Raw genomic sequence first — 23,144 nt, 5'->3', positions numbered from 1 at the left:
TTTAAAGGAGGCTCTCACATTTATGGTCGATACCAACAGCAATCGGAATATCGTTTTTCTAGGTACCAGCCTGCCGAGAGAATGCGGCATTGCTACATTTACGCAGGATTTATTGGACGAATTTACACAGATTAAAGGTTTTGATAAACCTCGTATTATAGCAGTCAACAATAACGAGTCTTACAGCTATAAAGAACAAGTCATGATGCAAATCGATCAACACGAATTGTCGGATTATAACGAAGCGGTCGATCATCTTAATCTCACGGATGTTGATCTTCTTGTCATTCAGCATGAATTCGGCATTTATGGCGGAGAGAGCGGGGAATATCTGATCCCTTTCGTTGAAAGACTGCGCATTCCATACATGGTGATATTCCATACCGTACTGACAAAGCCCACTACCAAACAGCGGCTTATTATGAACCGTTTGGCGGAATTAAGCGTGAAAGTCGTGACGATGGCTCAATCTACTGTGAGGGATCTGATCACGATTTATGATATCGATGCCGACAAAATAGCTTTCATACACCATGGCGTGCCTGATGTAGAAACCGAATCAAGATCAAAACTGAAAGAACAATATGGTTTTGCAGATCGTAAAATCATTTCTACCTTCGGCTTCTTGAGCCCTGGCAAAGGGATCGAATACGGCATAGAGGCTATGCGGGGAGTCGTTACCCAGCACCCTGATTCCCTCTATATCATATGGGGCAAGACGCATCCAGTAGTCAAGCAAGAAAAAGGCGAGGCGTATAGACAGAAGCTCATGGATCTTGTAAAAAAGCTTGAATTGACAGATAACGTGCTTTTCGTCGACAAGCTGTTGACGCAAGAGGAAGTGATTCAATCTCTAGTCATGTCAGACGTTTATATGACCCCTTACTTAGGCAAGGATCAAGCGGTCAGTGGCACACTGGCTTACGGCGTCGGGTATGGACGGGTCATCGTTTCTACACCTTACCGCTATGCCGAGGAAATGCTAGCGGAAGGAAGAGGCTTGCTGGCGGATTTTCGCGACTCCTCCTCGTTGGAAGCCTGCATCCTAAAGCTCCTGGGCGACCCGGCTTTGGTGAAAGAAATGGAAGCTCATACGCTGGCACTCGGCCGGACAATGATTTGGGGCGAAATAGCCAAGTCCTACGCAGCCATCATTCAAGAAAGTATAGCGGCCCCCGATTTATTCAAAAGGAGTGTGATTTAATGAATTTACAAACCGTCTCGCCATTGAAGACTGATTATATTCGAAGGCTCACGGACGATACCGGGATCTTTCAGCATACTAAATTCGGGGTTCCCGACCGCTCCAAAGGGTATACGACAGATGATAATGCGCGGGCGTTAATCGCCGCCGTTTTATTATATGACAGCAGAAGAGAAGCGAGCGCGCTGGACCTAATCCATACTTACGCCTCTTTCATTCATTACGCCCAGAATGAGGATGGAAACTTTAGAAACTTTATGGATTATAACCGTACATTCCTTGAGGACAGAGGCTCCGAGGACTGCCAAGGACGGACCCTGTGGGCGCTGGGATTTACACTCTCCCAATCCTCTTCCGTACCGGAAAATATAAAGAACACCTGCCGTTTCATGATCAATCAGGCATTACCGCATCTACAAGCTTTGGAATCTCCCCGCGCCCAAGCTTATGCCATAATCGGACTAAGTTGCCTGCTTGAGACACCTCATGCATTGAGTTATTCGTTTCCGTTTCCGCATACGGAAGTCAGTAAGAAAACGGAGGAATTTTTGCCAAGAGTTTTCATCACCGACCTGATCGAGAATATGGCGGTCAGACTACACCATCAATATATTCGGAACAAGGGCAATGGCTGGCATTGGTTTGAGGATAGTTTGACCTATGGCAATTCGACGCTGCCCTGGGCATTGCTAAACGCTGCCCGTATCACAGGCAGAACCGACCTTAAGGAAACTGCCAGGGAGAGCCTGGATTTCTTGGTGTCCAAAACCTTCTCGCCCGAAGGCTATTTCAAGCCCGTCGGCAGCCACGGCTGGCAGCTTCGCGGCGAAGCTGCCGCCCCCTATGATGAGCAGCCCATAGAAGCCTCCGAGATGCTGCTGGCTTGTAAAGAAGCGGCGATCGCATTTGATGATTCTGCTTACTTAAAACGGGCAACCTTATGCTACGATTGGTACAAAGGCCGCAATTCATTGAACGTGCCGCTCATTGATCCACAAACCGGCGGCTGCTACGACGGCATACATTCAACCGGACTGAACCTTAATCAAGGATCGGAAAGTATTATTTCCTACTCGATTGCCCATCTGGTGATGCATCATGAATAAATTCGCCACGATACTTGCAGGCGGAGGCGGTACCCGCTTCTGGCCGCTTTCCCGACAGGAAACACCGAAGCAGCTGCTTAATATAAGCGGTAATGATATTATGTTGAACGATACGATTGAACGGTTTAAAGGAATCATCCCCCAGGAAAATACGGTAATCGTCACGAATCGTTCCCAGGCGGTATTGCTGGAGAGCATTATGCACAGCAGTGTATTGAGGGGCAATATTTTGATCGAACCCGTCGCCCGAAACACAGCGGCCAGCATTCTTTTTGCGGCGCTGTCCATAGAAAAATTTCACGGTGAGTCACTAATGGTCGTATTGCCTTCCGATCATTACATTACTGATGAAAATCAATTTCGATCGACGTTAGACGAAGCTTGTACGGTAGCCATTGAAACGGATAAAATCGTGACCATTGGCATCAAGCCAACATTTCCTTCTACAGGGTATGGCTATATTTCTTACGATAACGTACCTATCGCTATGAATCCCGTTGCGGTATATGAGGTAGCCGAATTTGTGGAAAAACCGAATTTCCAAAGGGCGCAGGATTACCTCTCCTCCGGACATTATTTATGGAACAGCGGTATCTTCATTTGGAAAACATCCGTTATTATCGAAAATTTTAAACGTTATTTGCCCAGACTTTATAAGACAATGCTTGCGAGTATTTGGGTACGGAACAAGAAGATGAAATAATTAACAGGATTTATCCGACGCTTCAAAATATATCAATTGATTACGGCATCCTCGAACGCTGTGATGAAGTAGTGGTTCTATCCGGCAATTTTGGTTGGAATGATATCGGCAGTTGGGATGCGCTCGGCGCCATATTCCCGCCGGATGAATTTGGGAACATTGTGAAAGCGAACTACATGGGCATTGATACCCGGAATTCGATCATATATGGGAACGGCAGACTGATTACGACAATAGGCATAGACGGTTTAATCATTGCCGACACCGAAGATGCCCTATTAATTTGTCCCAGAGATAAAGCGCAGTCTGTCAAAGAAATCGTCGATATGCTGAAAGAGAAAGGTATGATTGAATATATGTAACCTTCCCTTGAACGCCGCCAGTCTAATCGTCGTTGTTGAGGGGGAACAGGTACTCGTCTATTGGCAATAAACACGCGGCGGCGAATTGTATTTTGCACAACCATGGTTCAGCGTATTGAACTTCTGTCACAAAAAAAGGCACCTGCCAGGTGCCTTTTTTGTTTCGCCGTTAGAGGGGTTAAGGCGAACCGTTATCATAAATAACGGCATGTTTTCCCTCCACGGATGTCATTGCACGGTAGAAGCCAGGCTCATCGGTTATCAATCGGCATACAAGTACGACTTGACGCCATGGCCGACAAATGCTTTCCAAATGATAAGGTTATAGGGATAGGTCCAATCCATCTCATAGCCCCCAAACATCTCGTGCAGGCGGTTGCTGTTGAAGATAATGGAGCCCTTTTGATCAAAAGCGACCCCGTCCACCCATAGCATTCGGTCGTCAGACACAAAATCATGGAATGTATGGCTGGAAGGTGTATAGATGCCTACTCCCTTTCCTTCCAGCATGGTGTAGAACACATTTCCCTTATTATCCGCGTGCATCCCATCGGTGGTCGTGCGCTTGCTGCCAATGGCCCGCACGGCCTTGCGGATTTCTTCTAACGGCGTAGTAAAGTTTCTTAACAGCGAAGTATCAAGTGCATATAGATTGCGCCCTGTGACCTGGCAGTAATACAACGTGGAACGATCCGCGGATAAGGCGATGCCGTCAGCTCCGATTCGAAGAGGTTTATCCTTGAATACCGGCTTATAGTCAATTTGAAAATGAAAATCGGGAAAATCCTGTGTACTGTAATGCCGATCGAGCACCCGTCTGAGCGTTCTCGTTCTCATGTTATACACAATAATACCGCCGTCAAGCGGGTGATCCGGCCAACCGCAACCAGAATCGGTTATATAGACAAAACCATTCTTATTGTCCACGATCACATCATTTAAAAAAGAAGTCCGGTACGGCGCAATCTCATTCGGGATGATAATGGAGTCGATCATCCGGTTGGTATTCAAATCCCAGACGATCAGCTTCTGCGACCCTTCCGGAGAAGGGGCGTAGGCAATCTTTCCTTGATCCAGCAGCCACATCCGGTTATATTCATCAATTTCATAACCTAGAACGGATTGGAGAACATGGACATTGCCCGCTTGATTCCATTCCCAACTCGGGAAAGCCTCCAAGAGTGGTTTCCCGTCTTTGATTATGATTCGATTCATGGTGGAAGGAATGCCATCAGCCCAGCGGGGCACCGAAACGTAATAATGGCCTTGCTGGTCGACCTTTACTCCGGCAGGCATCGCCTTTTTCCAATATTGATTGGTTTCAAAATCCTGTTTCATCTTTAAGTCAGGAAAGTTCCAATCCAATCGATTCCAATGGAAGATCATTTGATATTGGCCTATTGGCTGGATTTCTTTTGAAACGGGATTTTGCAGCTGGTAAAACGCTTGTCGATAAGGGGACTGCTGACGGGGATTCTGCCCATTAGGGTGCTGCATCATATATAGCCTCCCACTGTTGGTTAATCATGATCATCACCTGATCTTATAGATATATGCCTATAGCGGAAGATGGTGCGGGTTCCAGTCGAAGGGCCATGAGTGCACAGCCTTTGGCTGCAAATTGAGATGTACCTCGCGGCTTTTAGGTTGCAACTTTTGCTTTCTCTTGTTCGATTGCGGCTAAAGCTATTTTTTGTAGAGTTACATTATCCATGGGTGGATTATGCAAACCAGCTCTTACATCTCGATAGTATCTTTGCAGAGGATTATTACGGTGAAGACTTTTGATTCCAACGAGTCTCATTGCTTTATCGACAATAGTGATAGCGGAGTTTGTAACGGCATGTTTTGCGGCGCCAAGCTCGGTTGAAAGATAATCCCTCCGTGTTACATCATCGTAGGCCTCTGCAACGCTATATAAAAAATGTCTTGCTTTCATTAATTCAAGATCCATTTCACCTATTAAATGTTGGACATTAGATAGTTGACTAATCGGTCCACTTATACTATTAGGTGAATATTGATTGGCAAATTGTAAGGCATAGTCTCGTGCAGCTTGTGCAATGCCAAGATAACAAGCCGGAATGTGAAGTAGCCAGCCATTCAATTCCTTGCCTGAAGGAAGATTATTGAGTTCGACAAGCTTATTATGATTAACGACTACCTGTTCCAGGACAAGATCATGACTCCCTGTTCCTCGTAATGAAATGGTATCCCATGTTTCCTCGATTTGGAGTCCTTCCAAGTCTTTATGCAATAAAAAATATCCGATCGTTTGTTGTTCTTCAATCCATGCAGAAACAAGAAAATAAGTTAAAACGGGGGACAATGTTGTAAAAATCTTACGTCCTGAAATAATCCAATGCTCCCCTTTTTTTACAGCCTTTGTTTCGGGGCGTCCACCTCTAGTCGGGCTGCCTGTTTGAGCCTCACTAGCCGCACGGTTGATTAAAGCTCCCTTAACAACTTCCCCAGCTATAAAATCCAGGTCGCTAGTAGTCCAATGCTTTTTCTCGAATATCTCCCCTACAACAGATAGATGCCAGCCAATTGAAAGGGCTGTCGAAGCATCAAAGCTAGCGAGTGTTTCTTGGAGGAGTACCATATCATATATTTTTAAACCTTCACCACCGTACGTCTTTGAAAGCGTGGATCTGGTATACCCCATATCAATTAACTCGAGAACGTTTTCTGTTGGGAAAATGGCCAATTCATCGATTCGATCAGCCTTATTCTTAAATACGGTTTGCTTCTCGTTTAGTCTTCGTAACCATTCTTTTTGGGTTTCATTTCGTATAAATAAGTTCATCACGTTCATTCCCCCGCTTATGGGTAAAATTGAAACCAGAAATAACCAACAATACCCATATGTTTAATGTTTTAAATCATATTTCCGGCGATTAAAATTGTCAAGAATTATTGTATTCTTTTGCTGGAGACGGGTGACTTCGTTGGTGGCAACATCCATTTTTATCTAATTCCGTCTTTACTGATTGGAATTGTTATGTTAATATTTGGATGCATTGGATGATACGCCTGCTGGACGTCCAGCGGCTTGGGCGATTTTAGAAAAAACAATCATGAAATAAACCATAAAAAGGAGATTTGTATGATGAGAAATAAAAAGTTTTTAAATGTCGCAGCATTAGGTTTAGCGTTCGTAGTTCTATTATCAGGATGCGGATCAAGCGCAACTTCCGGTAAAGCAACAGACGCAGCAACCGGTTCAGCTCATGCAGATAAAGATTCAAAAGTCAGAAAAGTAAAAGTAGCCTATGATCAGGCTTCAAAACCGATCTCCTGGTTAGATGAAAAGGGAAATCCAACAGGATACGATGTAGAGGTTATGAAATTGGTGGATGAATTACTTCCGGAATACGAATTCGATTACATTGGAACGTCAAGTGATGACTTATTGTTAGGCGTTGAACAAGGGAAATACCAGGTAGGTGTAAAAAATGCTTTCTGGACAGAGGAAAGAACCAAGAAATTTATCTTTCCTAAAGAATTCTTAGGATTGAGCAGTACAGGACTTGTGTTAAAGAAAACAAATGAAAATATTAAAACTTTGTCAGCATTTGCTTCAGCTGGTTTGACTTTAGCACCTATTGCTGCTAACAATGCGCAATATACAATTATTGATGAATACAACAAGGCTAATCCAAACAATAAAGTAAAACTGCAAGCTGGAGATTCATTCACAGTAGACGTCGTTCAATGGGTAAACGAAGGTCGTGTAGACGGAGGAGTCATGATTGAGGGTCCTTTTAATAAGCAGGTAGTTGAACCCGATGGTCCCTATCATAAATTAGCAAATGATGTGGTTTACAATGAGTTCGCAGTCATCAAAACCTGGCCGTTGTTCAACAAAAAAGAACAGGAATTTGCAGATGCTTATGATGAAGCCATTAAAAAGCTGCAAAAAGAAAAGAAAACAAATGAACTTAGCGTAAAATTCTATGGCAAAGATTTGTTCGAGGTATTAGATGGCGTTAAGAGATAACAGCAATGGTTAATCGAACTAAATGTTTGAGGTCGCAGCTTGTCACTTTATTAAGGGAATGGGGTGTGGGGTAACCTCAATAAACCTTAATATGTAAAGAGTGGCAAGTTTTTTGCGATTAAAGACCCTGAAATTATAGGGTTATTAGCTTTTTTTAAAGCAGTGAACGAGAATGGAGGCGAAATATGAGCCAATATTTCGAAGCGAAATACATACTGGAATCCATCCCCATGCTACTTCCATTTTTAAAAGTGACATTTATGGTAGCCGGTTTATCTGTACTGTTCGGAACGCTCCTGGGGTTCATCATAGCAGTGGCGAAAATGGGAAAAAACGAGATGGCCAAGAAAATCGCCTATGGCTATACAACAACATTAAGATGTACGCCCTCTATTGTTCTTCTATTCTTAACTTATTATGGTATTCCGGCAATTTCGAATAGTTTCGGCATAGATCTGAACGACGTTGATAAAATTGTATTTGTTGTGATTACCTTTTCGCTTCAATTCGCAGCGGCTATGTCTGAGGTGATTCGAACAGCGTATGAATCTATAGACAGAGGACAATATGAGGCTGCGGTAAGTGTAGGATTAAGTCCTATACAAGCTTACAGGAGAATCATTTTACCACAGGCTTTTGTAGTGGCATTACCCAACTTCGGTAACAGCTTGCTTGCGTTGATTAAAGAAGGATCTTTAGCATATACAATCGGGTTGATAGATGTCATAGGAAAAGCGAGTCTAATTATCGCAAGTAACTATAATGCCCATGCATTAGAAACTTATCTTGCATTATCTATGATTTACTGGGTCATATCGATTGCTATTGAACGGCTCTTTCTACTATTAGAAAAAGTATTTAGTAAAGGAAAACAAGTTTTAAAAACCGCATAAGGAGGCTACAGAGTGTCGGAAGGTCTAAATTATGAGTTTTTAGTGGATGCATTTTTTGTAGCATTGTCAGGGGCTCCTATAGCGTTGGTTATTACATTTGTAGCTTTACTAATTGCGGTACCGTTAGGTTTTTTGGGTGCATTAACAAGAATAAATCAAATTCCGGTTTTAAATCATGTTGCACAGATCTATGTTTCTTTTGTAAGAGGAACGCCGGTTATTGTTCAAATTTTTATTGTATACAGCAGTGTCCCTTTATTGATGTCTACGCTATTTGCCAAGTTTAATATCGAAGCTGATATTTACAAAGTAAACCCGATTTGGTACGCGTTCATTGTCTTTTCCTTATATACGACAGCAACTCTGATAGAAGTGTTTCGATCCGCATTAAGCATAGTAAGTAAGGGACAACTGGAAGCTGCGCTGTCTGTTGGATTAACAAATGTGCAGGCATTTAGAAGAATTATTATTCCACAGGCGTTAGTTGTAGCATTACCGAATATTTGTACAGCAACGACCAATCTAATTAAAGCCACATCGTTGGGTTATGCAATGTCATTGCAAGAAATTACGTTAAAAGCCAAAGTGGCGGCCAATGTAGGGTACAACTATGTTGAGGCTTATATCGATATCTTTCTAGTATATTTAATTATATGTAGTCTTGTGGAATACGGATTTAAGTGGTATGAAAAACGTTTAATAACGTATAAAACAGCCAATGCCTGAGAATGAAGTAGGAGGCAAATAAGGTGTTAGAGATTAGAAATGTACATAAAGCATTTGGAAAAAATGAGATTTTAAAAGGAGTAGACTTGAAAATAGAGAAGGGTGATGTTGTAGTAATACTCGGGCCAAGCGGCTCCGGTAAGACAACCTTGCTTAGATGCATCAACTTTCTTGAAAAAGCAGATCAAGGGCAGGCCACCTTCGGAGATACTGAAGTTAATCTTAAGGCAGCATCAAAAAAACAAATTCATGGAATCAGGCAAAAGATCGCTTTTGTATTTCAAAATTATAATCTGTTCAATAACAAAACAGCATTAGAAAATGTAACGGAAGGGCTTATTGTTGGAAGAAAGGTCCCCAAAAAAGAAGCAAATGAGATGGGTAAAGCAGCATTGGATAAAGTGGGCCTGTCAAAAAAATATAATGCCTATCCGAGTCAATTGTCGGGCGGACAGCAGCAAAGAGTTGGAATTGCAAGAGCAGTCGCTTTAAATCCCGACATCATTCTATTTGATGAACCCACTTCTTCACTGGATCCGGAATTAGTCGGAGAGGTGCTAACAGTCATGAAGGATATCGCCAAGGAAGGAACGACCATGTTAGTTGTTACTCATGAAATGTCTTTTGCGAAGGATGTAGCCAACAAGGTTATCTTTATGGATGGCGGAGTCATAGTAGAAGAAGGGACCCCTAAGGAAATTTTCACAGATCCGAAAGAAGAAAGAACACAACAGTTCTTAAAAAGGGTGCTGCCGGGCGATTTTACTTATTATATTTAAAGTTTGCGTGTTCCCCGTCTCGCTTAGCCGATTGCTTCGTGCCGATCATCATTAACCTATGTTAACGCATCAGAATAGAATCGGCATAAAAGCGTTCTTCATTAGCACAAAAATAAAATACACCATGATGGGCACCAACCGGAGACTGGGCGAATATTCTGCTTTTGACTATAAAAGCAATGGAGGATTCGCCATGATTCCGATGTATCCCTATTACGGCTATGAATCACGCTGCCGCCAGGTGCCGATCACTTTTCCGCCGCAGCATCAGGACGTACAGCCAGGCTTGGAGTACTTGATGAACCCGGCACCCCTATCCGACAATCCCGAATACAAGGGAAGCGGCAAGTTGGCTGGGAAAATCGCCATGATTACCGGAGGCGACAGCGGCATCGGCCGCGCCGTCGCGATCGGCTTCGCCAAAGAAGGGGCGGATATGGCGATCGTTTACTTGTATGAACGCGTAGACGCCGAAGCGACCAAGCGCATGGTGGAGAGTTACGGGCGCCGCTGCCTACTGATCGAAGGCGATTTGCGCCGGCCCGCTTTTTCCGCGGAAGCGGTAGGAAGAACATTGGAATGCTTCGGGAAGCTGGATGTGCTTATTTTGAACCAAGCGGTCCAGTTCCCCCAGGAAAGCATATTGGATATTTCCGACGAGCAGCTTGAGGATACGTACCGTACCAACATTTTTCCCCATTTCTACTTAACGAAGGCCGCGCTTCCTTATTTGAAGCCGGGAAGCACCATTATATCGACGGCATCCGTTACCGCTTATGCAGGCGCCCCTTTACTTATCGATTATTCTTCAACCAAAGGCGCGGTCGTATCGTTCACCCGTTCGCTGTCGCTTCAATTGGTCAGCAAGGGCATCCGGGTCAATGCCGTGGCACCCGGCCCGATTTGGACCCCGCTCATCGTATCCAGCTATTCGGCCGAATATGTAAAAACGTTCGGTTTGGAAACGCCCATGAAGCGCGCCGGACAGCCGTTCGAGCTTGCGCCGACCTACATTTATTTGGCATCGGACGATTCCTCCTATGTAACGGGACAGGTGCTTCACGTGAACGGCGGCGTGATGACGGAAACTTGAGCTGATAAAGGCAAGTTTGAAAGGCTTTCCGTTACGAAAGCCTTATATAATTGTATGCCATAAATTGTGTTTCGAAATGATACATTAAATTAACGAAAGACAAGAAATAAAGATTTGTGTATAATGTAACTGATGAATATTGCATCATATTGAGTGTGAAATTGCTTCGTTATAGGCGAAGCGGCATTGCTTTTTGAGAGCATGGGGGGCCGTTGATGTTTAAATTTTTGATTATCGCACCTTATAGAGGGTTGAAGGATTTATTGGAAGATATGGCGGAAGAGCTTCCGTATGAAATACATGCCGAGGTTGGCGACCTGCAGCAGGGGTTAACGATCGCCAAGGCGGCGGAGCAGCAAAAATATGACGTTATTATAAGCCGCGGGGGAACGGCTAAGCTGATTCGTCAGCATGTACGCATCCCTGTCATTGAAATTGCCGTCAACGGTTATGATATTTTGCGCTCGTTGACTTTTCTTAAGGAATATCCCGGTAAGGTCGGCATTATCGGCTTTCCGAACATTGTGAATGGCGTTGACACGATTGCGGAGCTGTTGGACATGCAGGTGATGAAATTCGTGATTCATCACGAGGATCAGGCGGCCAGTGCCGTTCAGCAGGCCAAGGAGCAGGGTGTGAGTCTTGTGATTGGCGACGTGATTACGGTGGCTACCTCGGAGAACTACGGACTGAAGGCGATTCTGATCACATCCGGCCGTGAGGCTATCCTCGAAGTACTTGAACGGGCCAAGGAAACGGTGTTATCGCGTCTTGAAAAACATCAGGAAATGGCCTTTATCAAACAACTGCTAAATACGATGGGACAAGGCGTGATCGGGGTGCATGCGGATGGGTCTATCCAGTTTTACAACCAAACGGCCGCCGAAATCTTCGGGGTGAGCGCCGAGCAAGCTGTGCGAATGAAATGGGGGGACTTCCTAACGCAGGCCCAAATCTCGCTGGAGGCTGACAGGGGGGAAGAATTTGTTCAAGTGGTTGTCGGCAAGGCCCATTACAATCAGGGCTTGCTAATTTACGGCAAGCCCATGGCGGACGGGGGGATGAACTACACCATTTACCGGAAGGAAGACATTCGGCTGCTGCAGCAGCAATTCCGGCGTGCCGAGGAGGACCGCTTCTCCCCGCCCGCGAGCCAATTCCAGCATTTTGTGAAAACGGACTTTATTAAAGCTTCCTACATGGATAGGGCGGAGCAGTGGAGCGAGCTTGCCGATCCGATTGTCATCGTGGGAGAGTCGGGCACAGGGAAACGGTCGCTGGCCGAAGCGATGCACAATCGCAGCGGTTATCATAAAGGGCCCTTTGTCGTCCTGTATGCCGATCTAACTCCTTCCGATCAGCTAGGCCGCTTGCTCTTTGGTTCGGATAGCGGCGAGAGCGACGAGAATGCGCTTGTACTCAGAGCGGAAGCGGGGACACTGTATATTCATAATATCGAGTATGTTCCGCTGCCATCGCAGCGCAGGCTGGCTGCCATGCTGCAAGCTTCAAACCGACGGGGAGAGGGGGCTTATAGTTTCACTCCCCCGTTCCGATTGATCGTTTCCACATCGGACGATCTGGAGGAGAAGGTCAGGGCGAATGAATTTGACCGGCAGCTGTTCACTCTGCTGCAGCCGCACATGATTCATATGCCTCCGCTTCGTTCTTTCATCGAAGATCTGGATCACCTGGTGTTCTGGTACTTGGCCGAAATGAACCGATCGTTGGGCAAGCAGGTTTTGGGCATTAAGCCGGATGTGATGAAGCTGCTGAAGTCTTATCATTGGCCGGGAAATATGCTGGAATTAAAGCGTGTGCTTAAGGTATTGATCGAATCCAGCGACGGCTCGTTTGTGACCATGCAGCAAGCCGAGCCGATTCTTGCCTCGATCTTCGAACGCCCGGCTCCGGAGGGGGCATTGCGGCAGTTGGTCGGCAAAGACCGGACGCTGGAGGAGATCGAACGGGATATTATTCGGATCGTTCTGGAGCAGGAAGGTTTCAATCAGTCGACGACGGCCAAACGGTTAGGCATAAACCGGACAACGCTATGGAGGAAACTGAACCAGGAGTAGCGGAAGGTTACCGCTGCAAAAAACAACAGTTCATAAGCAGGAGAGCATCCCCTTAAGAAAACAGCGCTGGTGGAGACGAATCCAGTGTAGTTGGAGGGGATTTTCGCGGGATCAGGCCAGCCGGCATTCGGCTGGCCTTTTCACATAGCCAAATTGTTTAAAAATAAAACAATAAACAGGAAAATATATGTTGATAATTGTAACTACGGCTGATACAATCGAAATAAAGTAAAGCCATAAGCTTTGAAAAATACATTTTGCAACAATGTTGGCTGATGATCGATGTTGCAAAAAGGCCCCTTTATCCAGCAATGAGGTCAAACGGCTGTTTAATCTGATGCGGCAGCTGCAAGCCAAGCAGGTCGCTTGTGTCATCGCACGGCAAAAATCAAGCCGGGCGACATCGTGCTCTTATGCACAATGCTGTTTGAATAATCCGTTCTTATTTGAAGGAGCGGTGGGCATAATGTCAATCAGAGGTGAGGCTAGTGGACAACATCATAATTGTTTCAGACGACCTGACCGGGGCGAACGATTCCGGCGTTCAGTTTGCTAAACACGGAATCCCTACGGTGGTATGCATCGATGATTGCCAACTACCTGATCCTGCATCAGAAGGCACAGCATGTGTAATTAATGTGGAAAGTCGCTCATTATCGCCGGAGGAGGCTTACCGGAAATGGGGACGGCTGCTCGAATCGATCGATTTGAGCAGCTATCAGATTGTATTTAAAAAAATCGATTCCACTTTGCGCGGCAATGTCGGTAAAGAAATTCAAGCATGTATGGAAACGGGCTTGTTCAAGGCGGCGATCGTGGTTCCCGCTTATCCGCAGAAGGGAAGAAAAACCGTCGGCGGCTATCAACTGGTGCATCAGCAGCTGCTGGAAGATAGCGAGATCTCGCGTGATCCCAAATTCCCGGTTACGCATTCGAAGGTCTCCGAAATCATCAGACGCCAGTGGAACTGTTCGATCGGCGAGATCGGAATCAGTACGATTCGCAGCGGGGCGTGGTTGTCCCAGCTCGAGGCGCTGCAGCGTGCGGGAGAAAACGTTGTTGTCTTTGACAGCGCAACGGAAGACGATATCAAGCAGATTGTCGCCGAACTGTCCGGTCAGCGGGTGCTCTGGGTTGGAGCGGCAGGGCTTGCCGAGGCGCTGGCCGGGCAATACCCCCGGCAGATGCTGCAGACGGTACAGCCGACGGAGGGCAGCGGGGGGCCTCCTGTGTTAGTGATGGCCGGCAGCGTCAGCGCCGTGACGCTCGGGCAGGTTGAATGTCTGAAGCAGGATGGATTTGAGTCATTGTTGATCGACCCCCTGATATTTCTGGACGAAGCGAACGGGGATAAAGGAAATGACAGACTGCTGGAAATCGAAACGATAAGCAGCAAGGCGAAGCAGTGCATCGCTTCCGGTAAAAGCGTAGTGATCTCCACGGATGTATCCGCCGCCAAGCGCAATCAGGTTCAAGCGTTCTTGCAGGAGTCTGGCATCGGCGGCATGGATGGGGGAGATCGGATTGCCGACGGCATGGGCAAGCTGGCAGCGGCCATTATGTCGCAAGGATCGCTAGCGGGAGCTGTATTAACCGGTGGAGACATCGCCTATCGCACATGCAAGCACCTGGGTGTCCGCAGCTTACGGATCATCGATGAAGTGGAAGAGGGGCTTCCGCTCTGTTTGACAGAGGGCGCATGGACGATGCCTATAGTGACGAAAGCCGGCGCCTTTGGCCATCGTCATTCGATGCTTATTGCGGCCCGTGCCATCAGGAGCCTGGGGCATTCTCCGATGAGCGGCGGCGGGGTTGCCGATCAGACCGGCGCACAAGGACTTAGCAGCGGGAGGAATATATGATGGATATACCGACGATTGGGATTACGATGGGGGATGCGGCAGGCGTAGGCCCCGAAATTATTATGAAGGCGCTGCAGGATCCGCACATCCATGAACAGTGCCGCCCCATCGTGATTGGGGACGCTAAATTTTTAACCCGGGCGGAACGTTTTTTGCAGACCGGCCTTCGTGTCCGTTCGATCTCCTCGGTAGAGGAAGCGAGCGGAGAAGCCGGTGTCGTCTACTGCCTGGACATGGACTTGCTTCCCGGCGATTTGCCTTATGGACAAGTTTCTCCGTTAGCGGGGGATGCGGCGTTCCGCTTTCTGGAGAAGTCGATCGAACTGGCGCGTCTTGGGCTAATCGATGCGATTTGCACGGCTCCTTTAAACAAAGAGGCTTTACATAAAGGCGGGCATCGGTATCCCGGACATACGGAAATTTTGGCCGATTTAACCGGAACCCAAGACTATGCGATGATGCTGAGTTCCCCAAAGCTCAAGGTCATTCACGTTACGACGCACATCGGGATCATTGACGCGGTTAAATCGATTACACCGGAGCGGGTATATTCGGTTATTCGAATGGCTGCTGACACGCTGAGAAAAGCGGGCTATTCCGATCCCCGGATTTGCGTTTGCGGAATTAATCCGCATGCCGGAGAGAATGGTTTGTTCGGATATGGTGAAGAAGAAGAGAAGATTGTGCCTGCGGTGGAACGGGCCAAAGCGGAGAACATCAACGTGCAGGGACCGCTTCCCGCGGATACGTTATTTTTCCGGGCCGTGCGCGGGGATTTCGATATCGTCGTGGCGATGTATCACGATCAAGGACATGGGCCGATTAAGGTGCTCGGGCTTGAAGCCGGCGTGAATATTACGGTCGGTCTGCCGATTATCCGCACCAGCGTAGACCATGGTACGGCCTTTGATATTGCAGGCAAAGGCATAGCTGACGAATTAAGCTTAAAGGAAGCGGTCCGACAAGCTGTGGAGCTGGCGCCAAAAAGATAGGTTTGGAGGAATACGCTATGGAATTGCCGAAGCTCGTGAAGATTAAACAAACCTTTACCGGTCCGGTAATAGAAGACATTGAAGCGGAAGTATTTCGTCAGATGGAACGGATAGGATTGGCCGATAAAGTCAAGCCTGGTATGAAAATCGCGATTACCGCGGGCAGCCGCGGGATTGCCAATATTGCCTTGATGATCCGCTCCATTGCAAGAGCGCTGCGAGATTTGGGTGCAGAACCGCGCATTATTCCCGCCATGGGGAGCCACGGCGGGGCTACGGCCGAGGGCCAGGTTGAAATTCTTCATAGTCTCGGCGTGACGGAGGAGTTCTGCGAGGCTCCTATTTTATCCTGCATGGATGTGACCCAAATTGGGACGACGCCAAGCGGGATGCCGGTACATGCCGATAATCATATTTTGGCAAGCGACGGACTTATTTTGCTCGGAAGGATCAAAATGCATACCGATTTCAAATCGGCGCAATGGATCGAGAGCGGTTTGCTCAAGATGGCCGCTATAGGCGTCGGTAAGCACAAGCAGGCACTGCTGCTGCACAGCTACGGGATTCACGGTATTCGGGACATTATGCCTGAGGTTGGTCAGGTCGTGCTGGATCAGCTGAATGTTCTGTTCGGGGTTGGTATTGTCGAGAATGCATTCGATCAAACAGCGATCATCGAAGCGGTTCCTACGGAGAACATTCCGGCTCGTGAGAGGGAACTGTTGCGAATATCCAAGAGTTTCATGCCCAGTCTGCCGGTTGAGGATATTGACGTATTGGTAGTTGACGAGATAGGCAAAAGTTACAGCGGGACGGGTATGGACACGAACATTATTGGCCGCATACGGATATTGGGCGAGCAGGAACCGAGCAGTCCGCGGATCAAGTATATTATCGCCAGCGACCTCGGCGAGGCATCGCACGGAAATGCGCTTGGCATCGGACTTGCCGATCTGACCACACGGCGGCTGTTCCATAAAATTGATTTACAGGCTATGAATGAAAATGTGATAACAAGCTCGTTCCTGCATCGTGCCATGATTCCCATCGTCATGGACAATGACAGGGAGGCATTGCGTGTAGCTCTACGCTCAACTTGGGGCGTTGAACCAAAGCAGGCCCGCATTGTCCGGATTCCTAATACGCTCCACTTGAAATATGCCTACGTATCGGAAGTGCTGCTGCCGGAGGTCGCCAAGCTTCCGCATATCGAAATTGTTGGCGAGCCTGAAGAGATGGCGTTTGACGCGGCAGGTTATTTTGCCAAGAGCGATTTTGACCACTAAATGCGGGGTATCGCCACTGTATGATAGAACCATGCCACGTTAAAGAAGCCAATTCCTGTTAAGGGAGTTGGCTTCTTCATGTGGGACCCTGTTCACTTAGAAATCAAAGTTGTCCGGATCCGGACCCACTCGATCGTCCTGGTTCAATCCATCAATCCGGGCTATATCTTCAAGGGTTAGCTCAAAATCAAATACGGCCGCGTTCTCGATAATCCGATGTTCTTTCGTTGACTTTGGAATCGTGACAACGCCATGCTGTAAATCCCAGCGCAGAATGACTTGGGCAACCGATTTGCCGTGTTTTTCCGCAATTTCTTTTAACACAGGATGATCTAACTGTTGACCTTGCCTTAACGGAGACCACGCTTCCAACTGAATGTTCTGCTTCTTGCAGAATTCCAGCAGTTCCTTTTGAGTTAACAGCGGATGGAATTCCACCTGGTTCACCATGGGTTTAATTTCAGCTTCCTTCATTAAGTCTTCAAGATGATGGATTTGGAAATTACTTACCCCGATTGCCTTGACTCGCCCTTCTTTATATAGGGTCTCCAAAGCTCTCCATGCCTCTTTATATTTACCTTGCACCGGCCAATGGATGAGGTATAAATCGAGGTACGCCAATCCAAGTTTATTTAGACTTGCTTCGTAGGCGGCAAGTGTTGATTCGTATCCAAGATCGGCATTCCAAACTTTAGAAGTCACGAAGAGGTCTTCTCTGGACAAATGAGCTTCCTGAAGGCCTTCATGAATTCCCTGTCCGACACTTCGTTCATTCTCATAAATAGCCGCTGTATCGATGCTGCGATAACCATGTTGAATGGCTGATTTCACAGCATGTACCAGTTCAGCCCCCTCTTCGACTTTAAATACCCCGATCCCGAGCCAAGGCATGCGGATACCGTTGTGCAGAGTTGTTGTATCTTGCAGGTTTTTCATAATCAAATAGCCTCCTAAATTTTAGATTACAGTTATATTCGCGATTCAAGGTTCCAGCAGCTCCTGAGCAAGCGCAGGGCACCTCATGCTTCGGTGAACACGAGTGCAGCGCCTAAGCGGGGCTGTGCCCGGTTGCGGCTTCATCCTTTTTCTCCAAGGCACGACTCCAGCCCGTCAAAATAACAGCGCCCAGAACCATCACGGCTCCCACCCACGCTGTATGAATAAGGCCGATCGTATCCGTAACTATACCGCCCAAATACGCCCCGATCGCAATGCCTGCGTTAAACGCGGCAATATTGACAGCAGAAGCTACATCTTTCGCATTCGGTGCAAAACGTTCGGCTAACATAACCACATACACCTGCAAGCCGGGAACGTTCATAAAAGCTAACAGCCCCATGAAGAAAATCGTGACCAGACCGGCGGTTTTAAAGGGAGCGGTGAACGTTAACAGGAAGAGCACCAGGGATTGAAAAGCAAACATATAGAACAAGGCAGCGACAGGTTTGCGGTTAGCGGCTTTCCCTCCGATCATGTTGCCGATGGCGATGGCGATTCCGTATCCGAGAAGAATGGCGACTACCGTCTTTTCCTTGAATCCGGTTATATCGTGAAGCAGCGGGGATAAATAAGTAAAGACGACAAACGTGCCGCCGTACCCCAAGGCAGTAATGGCAAATGCGAGCAGCAATCGTCCGTTCGTAACCAGTTTAAGCTGATCGCGAAGCAGCGCTTTGGTTCCTGCGCGCAAATCGGAAGGAATCAACAACAGATTGGCGATGAGAGCCAGGATGCCGACGGCAACGATGGCGATAAAGGCAGCTCGCCAACCGAATTGTTGTCCGATGAAGGTTCCCAGGGGCACCCCTGTAACAGTGGCTACGGTAAGACCGGAGAACATGATCGATATTGCGCTGGCCCGGCGGTTCTCAGGGACGAGATCGGCTGCGATCGTGGAACCAATCGACATAAATATACCATGGGATAACGCGGAGATCACGCGCGCGATCAGCAGCACGACGATGCCATCCGCAGCGGCCGCCAGGCTGTTGCCTGCAATAAATACAATCATGATCCATAGCAGTAATGATTTCCGCGAGACACTAGACGTCAGAGACGTTAGAATGGGGGCTCCCAAAGTTACCCCTAAAGCATATAAGGTAACGGTTAATCCCGAAGTCGAGGCGGATATTTGAAAGTCTTCAGCGATGAGAGGGAGCAGTCCCACACTGATAAACTCGGTTGTTCCAATCGCAAAGGCACTCGCCGCTAACGCAAGGAGCGCCAATATACTCCGTTTTTTATCTAATGTCATTTGTTCCACTCCTAATAGTATGGTAACGACCGGCCGGTAAATGCTATTATGAGTTAAGTACACATAAATGAATAGTACGTACTTTTTAGTATTATAGGTACTCAACAGTACTATAGGTACTAAAAAGTTCCTATAAATAGGTCCGGGGGGATACTTTGTGGTCAAGAAGAAATATAACATATCAGTGGAAGCGACCCTGGAGGTCATCGGGGGAAAATGGAAGTGTGTAATCCTTTGTCATTTAACACGCGGCAAAAAACGAACAAGCGATCTCAAGCGTTTGATGCCGGGCATCACGCAAAAAATGCTGACTCAACAATTGAGAGAGTTGGAACAGGACGGGATTGTAAATCGGATTATCTACAATCAGATTCCGCCCAAAGTGGAGTACGAGCTTAGTGAGTACGGCTGGAGTTTGAAAACGATATTGGACTCTCTATGCGCTTGGGGAGAAAACCATATTATTAAAGAATACGGTGATAAATTTGCTGTACTGGAAGATAACATATTAAATAACCATGTAAAAGAAGGGACAGATAACCGCGATCAAGATGTGCTTTAAGGTTCAAGCATGACAAGGTGGCCATACCGGGAGCAAAGGACTGGATAAGGGTCGGGGACCAGGAATCCCCGACCCTTTGTGCGGTCAGCTTCCCGGAGGGATAACCATAATCTCAACTTGATGGGTTATTAAAATATCTTTCATCTTACGATCAGGTTCCTGATCCGTGATCAGAACATGAATTTGCCCAAGGTCGCAAATTCGATGAAAAAGGCTTTTACCGAATTTGGATGCATCCGCTAATACGATAACTTGATCAGCTCTTTTTATCATTTCCAATTTTACATAGGCCTCGTCAACAGAAGGCGCCGATAATCCGTCGGAAGAAATGCCGCACGCACCGACAATCAGTTTATTTACTTTAATTTCAGATAACATGTCTAACGTGCGGGGTCCGAAGACATTCCGATGCCAGTGGTTATGTCAGGCTTGTCGCATAAAATTCCGGCAATATCTATGGAGTTGGTTACCACCACGTTGTTTTTCGTAGACATGTATTCGGCGGTATATTGTATGGTTGTAGCCGTATCCATGAGGACATAGTCCCCATCTTGAATAAGGGTGGCCGCAATGCGGCCAATCGCGCGTTTGTTGTCGGCATCATGTAACCGTTCCCGGTAACTCTTTATATTTTACAGCCCGCAAATATCTTCAAGTTGAATTTTATGATGTTCCTGTAGATATTGAAGAATGGAGCGGGTTCTTTCATCCTGATTCATGCTGAGACCTCATCCAGAAAAATAATGATGTAGTTTGATTATAAGTTTAATACTTAAATGATTCAAATTATTAATTCAAAAACTTGAAATTATCTTGCGATATTTAAGTATTTAACATATGATTATTGCATATTTTAATTATGAGGAGAGGGTGGGCTTCATGAAAAAAATAAAAGTGGGTATTATTGGGTTCGGGCTATCCGGACATACGTTTCATGCGCCTATTATACAAACGATTAAAGGTTTGGAAATTTCCAAAATTGTTTCGTCGAATGCCCAGAAGGTACATGAAATTTGTCCTCATGTTGAGGTTGTCGCAGAAGTGGAACAACTATTTTCAGACCCCGACATTGACCTTGTTGTCATCACAACGCCCAACACAACGCATTATCCCTATGCCAAACAAGCCTTATTATCGGGCAAACATGTAGTGGTAGAAAAACCATTTGTGAACCATTCGCAGGAAGCAGAGGATCTAATTCGCATTGCGGCCGAGCAAAACAAAATAGTAAGCGTATTCCAAAACAGAAGATGGGACAATGATTTCCTTACCGTCAAGGAATGTGTGGAGTCGGGGGTTATGGGCGAAATTTATTCCTACGAAGCACATTACGACCGGTTTCGTCCTGAAGTCACCCATCGATGGAGAGAGCAAAATATCGAAGGCTCGGGTATGCTCTATGATCTCGGTTCGCACTTGATCGATCAAGCGCTCCACCTCTTTGGGCTGCCTGAAACCATTTATGGGGATGTATTCGCGCAAAGGGAAAATTCGGTCGTAGACGACTATTTTCACATTGTTCTAGGGTATGAAAGATTGAGAGTGATCCTGCATTCCAGTTCGATCGTGAAGAACGGCGGCCCCAAATTTCAAATCCATGGCAGTAAGGGCAGCTTTATTAAATATGGTCTGGATTCGCAAGAAGGTTTATTAAGGCAAGGAAAAGCGCCGGGAGATGCTCTCTGGGGCAAGGATCAAGCCGAATACTACGGTGAATTAACGGTAGGCGTAGGCGATCTAGTGTTGAAAGGAAAGGTGGAAACAGCGACAGGTTCCTACGAAGCCTATTATGAAGGGATCGTTGAAGCGATTGTTGATAACAAACCGGTGCCCGTAAGCGCAACCGACGCCATGCATACCATCAAGGTGATTGAGCTGGTTAAAAAAAGCAGTCAGGAAAAACGAGTAGTTTTCTTTCAATAACCGAGGCGCCCGTTAAAACACGGCCGACAAAAAAAAGGTGAATGAATGGTGCTTAGCTGGGACAACACTATTGACATATGTAACCAGTCGGGTTTATAATCCGGTTAAACGATTAAAAAGGAGGTGAAACCTCTGAATTGAAGAGGGCGACGCTCAAAGAGGTAGCAAAGTTAGCTGGAGTTTCCACGGCTACTGTATCCAATGCGCTGAACGGAACAAAATATGTAAGCGAAGAAGTCATGGACAAAATTCAGGCGGCGATACAGGAACTGAATTATCAGCCTAACATTGTAGCCAAGAGTCTGCGCGTGCAGGAATCCCGAATCATCGGGCTGTTGATCTCAGATATCGCCAACCCGTTCCTGACTCTTGTCGTGCGGGGGATCGAAGAAGAGCTTGCCAAGAGCAACTATAACATCCTGCTGTGCAACACGGATTCTTCCGTTGAGAAGGAGCGTAAGTATCTTGAAGTGCTGATTGGCAAAAGGGTGGACGGTCTGATCGTTTCATCCGCCGGGAACACAGGCGATTACTTCCGTTCGCTGGACAAGTCGGGCGTGCCGATTGTATTTCTGAACCGATGTCCGGAATTTATGAATTCCGATGTTATCATGACGAACAATATACAGGGAGCTTATTCCGCCACGGAGCATCTGATTCGGCATGGTTACGGTAGAATCGCCGTTATTACAGGCCCTTCTTCCATTAGCACGGGCAAAGATCGCTTAATTGGCTATAAGAGAGCGCTTGAGGATTACAGCGTCACACTATCCGATGAGCTGGTGAAGGAAGGAATGTTCACCATCCAGAGCGGCTACGACAAGATGAAAGAACTGATGGAACAGGATACGAAGCCGGATGCCGTATTTATTTGCAACAACTCCATGACACTCGGGGCATACAAATATTTGAAGGAATCCGGTATCAGCATTCCCGATCAAATCGCGGTTCTCGGATATGACGATCCCGACTGGGCGGATATCGTAGACCCGCCGATTACAACGGTAAGGCAGCCCGCTTATCAGCTTGGCGTACAGGCGGCAAGCTTGATGCTGGCAAGAATTAAAGACAGGCAAGTGAAGCGGGAAATCATGTATATGGATACGACGTTGATCATCCGGCGTTCCTGCGGATGCAAGGTCGATCAACAATTCCCCGACGCATCGGACCAATTGAGAGACGTCCTATCGAGCTTATGATATTGAAGACTGGCACAAAGCAAGCCGGGCGCGAAGGACTCTCGTTGGTTTTCTGCACACTTCCATTTAAACGATTAACCGCATTTTGTACATAAAACCGTTGGTTCAGTAAAAAAATT

General features: G+C 46.7%; 20 protein-coding genes and 1 pseudogene. 16 read left to right on the top strand and 5 right to left on the bottom strand.

Annotation, left to right across the window (positions count from 1 at the left end):
• Positions 1 to 22: 22 nt before the first annotated feature.
• Genes PVA01S_RS03725 through PVA01S_RS26990 form a run of 4 tightly spaced genes read left to right on the top strand, consistent with a single transcriptional unit; the run spans position 23 to position 3,375 of the window.
• Entirely contained in the window at positions 23 to 1,204 is a 1,182-nt protein-coding gene (locus PVA01S_RS03725; protein WP_127605275.1) for a glycosyltransferase family 4 protein, read from the top strand.
• A complete protein-coding gene (locus PVA01S_RS03720) occupies positions 1,204 to 2,310 on the top strand; it encodes a glycosyltransferase (RefSeq protein WP_127605273.1) in 1,107 nt (368 codons plus the stop codon). Before PVA01S_RS03725 ends, PVA01S_RS03720 begins: the two co-directional genes overlap by 1 nt.
• Positions 2,303 to 3,013 carry a mannose-1-phosphate guanylyltransferase gene (locus PVA01S_RS03715; protein ID WP_196426926.1) on the top strand — a complete coding sequence of 237 codons (711 nt, stop codon included), beginning with the start codon at positions 2,303 to 2,305 and terminating at the stop codon, positions 3,011 to 3,013. The genes PVA01S_RS03720 and PVA01S_RS03715 overlap by 8 nt, the downstream gene beginning before the upstream one ends.
• A complete protein-coding gene (locus PVA01S_RS26990) occupies positions 2,986 to 3,375 on the top strand; it encodes a hypothetical protein (protein WP_196426927.1) in 390 nt (129 codons plus the stop codon). The genes PVA01S_RS03715 and PVA01S_RS26990 overlap by 28 nt, the downstream gene beginning before the upstream one ends.
• A 261-nt stretch (positions 3,376 to 3,636) precedes the next feature.
• Here PVA01S_RS26990 and PVA01S_RS03710 read toward each other — a convergent pair whose 3' ends face one another.
• A complete protein-coding gene (locus PVA01S_RS03710; RefSeq protein WP_127605396.1) occupies positions 3,637 to 4,761 on the bottom strand; it encodes an L-dopachrome tautomerase-related protein in 1,125 nt (374 codons plus the stop codon).
• A 256-nt stretch (positions 4,762 to 5,017) separates the two neighbouring features.
• A complete protein-coding gene (locus PVA01S_RS03705; protein WP_127605394.1) occupies positions 5,018 to 6,184 on the bottom strand; it encodes an acyl-CoA dehydrogenase family protein in 1,167 nt (388 codons plus the stop codon).
• 300 nt (positions 6,185 to 6,484) lie between these two features.
• Between PVA01S_RS03705 and PVA01S_RS03700 the strand changes: the two genes are divergently transcribed.
• The 9 genes from PVA01S_RS03700 to PVA01S_RS03660 all read left to right on the top strand — a co-directional run bounded on the left by PVA01S_RS03700 (position 6,485) and on the right by PVA01S_RS03660 (position 17,087).
• Entirely contained in the window at positions 6,485 to 7,378 is an 894-nt protein-coding gene (locus PVA01S_RS03700) for a transporter substrate-binding domain-containing protein (protein ID WP_230876158.1), read from the top strand.
• A gap of 185 nt (positions 7,379 to 7,563) precedes the next feature.
• Entirely contained in the window at positions 7,564 to 8,271 is a 708-nt protein-coding gene (locus PVA01S_RS03695; RefSeq protein WP_127605271.1) for an amino acid ABC transporter permease, read from the top strand.
• A gap of 12 nt (positions 8,272 to 8,283) precedes the next feature.
• Complete coding sequence (locus tag PVA01S_RS03690; RefSeq protein WP_127605269.1) at positions 8,284 to 8,997, top strand: amino acid ABC transporter permease; 714 nt, start codon at positions 8,284 to 8,286, stop codon at positions 8,995 to 8,997.
• A 23-nt stretch (positions 8,998 to 9,020) separates the two neighbouring features.
• Positions 9,021 to 9,776, top strand: a complete 756-nt coding sequence (locus PVA01S_RS03685) for an amino acid ABC transporter ATP-binding protein (RefSeq protein ID WP_127605267.1) — start codon at positions 9,021 to 9,023, stop codon at positions 9,774 to 9,776.
• A 193-nt stretch (positions 9,777 to 9,969) separates the two neighbouring features.
• Positions 9,970 to 10,869, top strand: a complete 900-nt coding sequence (locus tag PVA01S_RS03680) for an SDR family oxidoreductase (protein WP_127605265.1) — start codon at positions 9,970 to 9,972, stop codon at positions 10,867 to 10,869.
• Positions 10,870 to 11,084: 215 nt separating this feature from the next.
• Positions 11,085 to 12,947, top strand: coding sequence for a PrpR N-terminal domain-containing protein (locus PVA01S_RS03675; protein WP_127605263.1), 1,863 nt, complete (start codon positions 11,085 to 11,087; stop codon positions 12,945 to 12,947).
• A 479-nt stretch (positions 12,948 to 13,426) separates the two neighbouring features.
• Positions 13,427 to 14,809, top strand: a complete 1,383-nt coding sequence (locus PVA01S_RS03670) for a four-carbon acid sugar kinase family protein (protein ID WP_127605261.1) — start codon at positions 13,427 to 13,429, stop codon at positions 14,807 to 14,809.
• The gene (gene pdxA / locus PVA01S_RS03665; protein ID WP_127605259.1) at positions 14,806 to 15,801 is read left to right on the top strand and encodes a 4-hydroxythreonine-4-phosphate dehydrogenase PdxA; all 996 of its coding nucleotides are present in this window, start codon (positions 14,806 to 14,808) and stop codon (positions 15,799 to 15,801) included. Before PVA01S_RS03670 ends, pdxA begins: the two co-directional genes overlap by 4 nt.
• 17 nt (positions 15,802 to 15,818) lie before the next feature.
• A complete protein-coding gene (locus PVA01S_RS03660; RefSeq protein ID WP_127605256.1) occupies positions 15,819 to 17,087 on the top strand; it encodes a nickel pincer cofactor-dependent isomerase, group 22 in 1,269 nt (422 codons plus the stop codon).
• 96 nt (positions 17,088 to 17,183) lie between these two features.
• Here the strand turns inward: PVA01S_RS03660 and PVA01S_RS03655 are convergent, their stop codons facing one another.
• Positions 17,184 to 18,023 carry an aldo/keto reductase gene (locus PVA01S_RS03655; RefSeq protein ID WP_412760895.1) on the bottom strand — a complete coding sequence of 280 codons (840 nt, stop codon included), beginning with the start codon at positions 18,021 to 18,023 and terminating at the stop codon, positions 17,184 to 17,186.
• Positions 18,024 to 18,135: 112 nt separating this feature from the next.
• Positions 18,136 to 19,341 (bottom strand): MFS transporter, encoded by a 1,206-nt coding sequence (locus tag PVA01S_RS03650; RefSeq protein WP_127605254.1) that lies wholly within the window; start codon positions 19,339 to 19,341, stop codon positions 18,136 to 18,138.
• A 157-nt stretch (positions 19,342 to 19,498) separates the two neighbouring features.
• On the opposite strand from PVA01S_RS03650, the gene PVA01S_RS03645 reads away from it, so the two are divergent.
• A complete protein-coding gene (locus tag PVA01S_RS03645) occupies positions 19,499 to 19,903 on the top strand; it encodes a winged helix-turn-helix transcriptional regulator (RefSeq protein WP_127605252.1) in 405 nt (134 codons plus the stop codon).
• An 84-nt stretch (positions 19,904 to 19,987) separates the two neighbouring features.
• Here the strand turns inward: PVA01S_RS03645 and PVA01S_RS27130 are convergent.
• A pseudogene (locus PVA01S_RS27130) lies at positions 19,988 to 20,460 on the bottom strand (DeoR/GlpR family DNA-binding transcription regulator).
• Positions 20,461 to 20,782: 322 nt separating this feature from the next.
• Between PVA01S_RS27130 and PVA01S_RS03630 the strand changes: the two are divergent.
• Positions 20,783 to 21,826 carry an oxidoreductase gene (locus tag PVA01S_RS03630; protein WP_127605248.1) on the top strand — a complete coding sequence of 348 codons (1,044 nt, stop codon included), beginning with the start codon at positions 20,783 to 20,785 and terminating at the stop codon, positions 21,824 to 21,826.
• Positions 21,827 to 21,963: 137 nt separating this feature from the next.
• Complete coding sequence (locus PVA01S_RS03625; RefSeq protein ID WP_127605246.1) at positions 21,964 to 23,025, top strand: LacI family DNA-binding transcriptional regulator; 1,062 nt, start codon at positions 21,964 to 21,966, stop codon at positions 23,023 to 23,025.
• Positions 23,026 to 23,144 lie beyond the last annotated feature (119 nt).

It is taken from the genome of Paenibacillus validus NBRC 15382 (assembly GCF_004000985.1).
Classification (GTDB): Bacteria; Bacillota; Bacilli; order Paenibacillales; family NBRC-103111; genus Paenibacillus_G; species Paenibacillus_G validus.
This window is presented reverse-complemented; position numbering and strand designations above follow the sequence as displayed.

Bases quoted from the DNA above. Each gene is read 5' to 3' on its own strand.
- PVA01S_RS03725 (WP_127605275.1), top strand. From the start codon at position 23: ATGGTCGATACCAACAGCAATCGGAATATCGTTTTTCTAGGTACCAGC.
- PVA01S_RS03720 (WP_127605273.1), top strand. From the start codon at position 1,204: ATGAATTTACAAACCGTCTCGCCATTGAAGACTGATTATATTCGAAGG.
- PVA01S_RS03715 (WP_196426926.1), top strand. From the start codon at position 2,303: ATGAATAAATTCGCCACGATACTTGCAGGCGGAGGCGGTACCCGCTTC.
- PVA01S_RS03710 (WP_127605396.1), bottom strand. From the start codon at position 4,761: ATGATCTTCCATTGGAATCGATTGGATTGGAACTTTCCTGACTTAAAG.
- PVA01S_RS03705 (WP_127605394.1), bottom strand. From the start codon at position 6,184: ATGAACTTATTTATACGAAATGAAACCCAAAAAGAATGGTTACGAAGA.
- PVA01S_RS03700 (WP_230876158.1), top strand. From the start codon at position 6,485: ATGATGAGAAATAAAAAGTTTTTAAATGTCGCAGCATTAGGTTTAGCG.
- PVA01S_RS03695 (WP_127605271.1), top strand. From the start codon at position 7,564: ATGAGCCAATATTTCGAAGCGAAATACATACTGGAATCCATCCCCATG.
- PVA01S_RS03680 (WP_127605265.1), top strand. From the start codon at position 9,970: ATGATTCCGATGTATCCCTATTACGGCTATGAATCACGCTGCCGCCAG.
- PVA01S_RS03675 (WP_127605263.1), top strand. From the start codon at position 11,085: ATGTTTAAATTTTTGATTATCGCACCTTATAGAGGGTTGAAGGATTTA.
- pdxA (WP_127605259.1), top strand. From the start codon at position 14,806: ATGATGGATATACCGACGATTGGGATTACGATGGGGGATGCGGCAGGC.
- PVA01S_RS03660 (WP_127605256.1), top strand. From the start codon at position 15,819: ATGGAATTGCCGAAGCTCGTGAAGATTAAACAAACCTTTACCGGTCCG.
- PVA01S_RS03655 (WP_412760895.1), bottom strand. From the start codon at position 18,023: ATGAAAAACCTGCAAGATACAACAACTCTGCACAACGGTATCCGCATG.
- PVA01S_RS03650 (WP_127605254.1), bottom strand. From the start codon at position 19,341: ATGACATTAGATAAAAAACGGAGTATATTGGCGCTCCTTGCGTTAGCG.
- PVA01S_RS03630 (WP_127605248.1), top strand. From the start codon at position 20,783: ATGAAAAAAATAAAAGTGGGTATTATTGGGTTCGGGCTATCCGGACAT.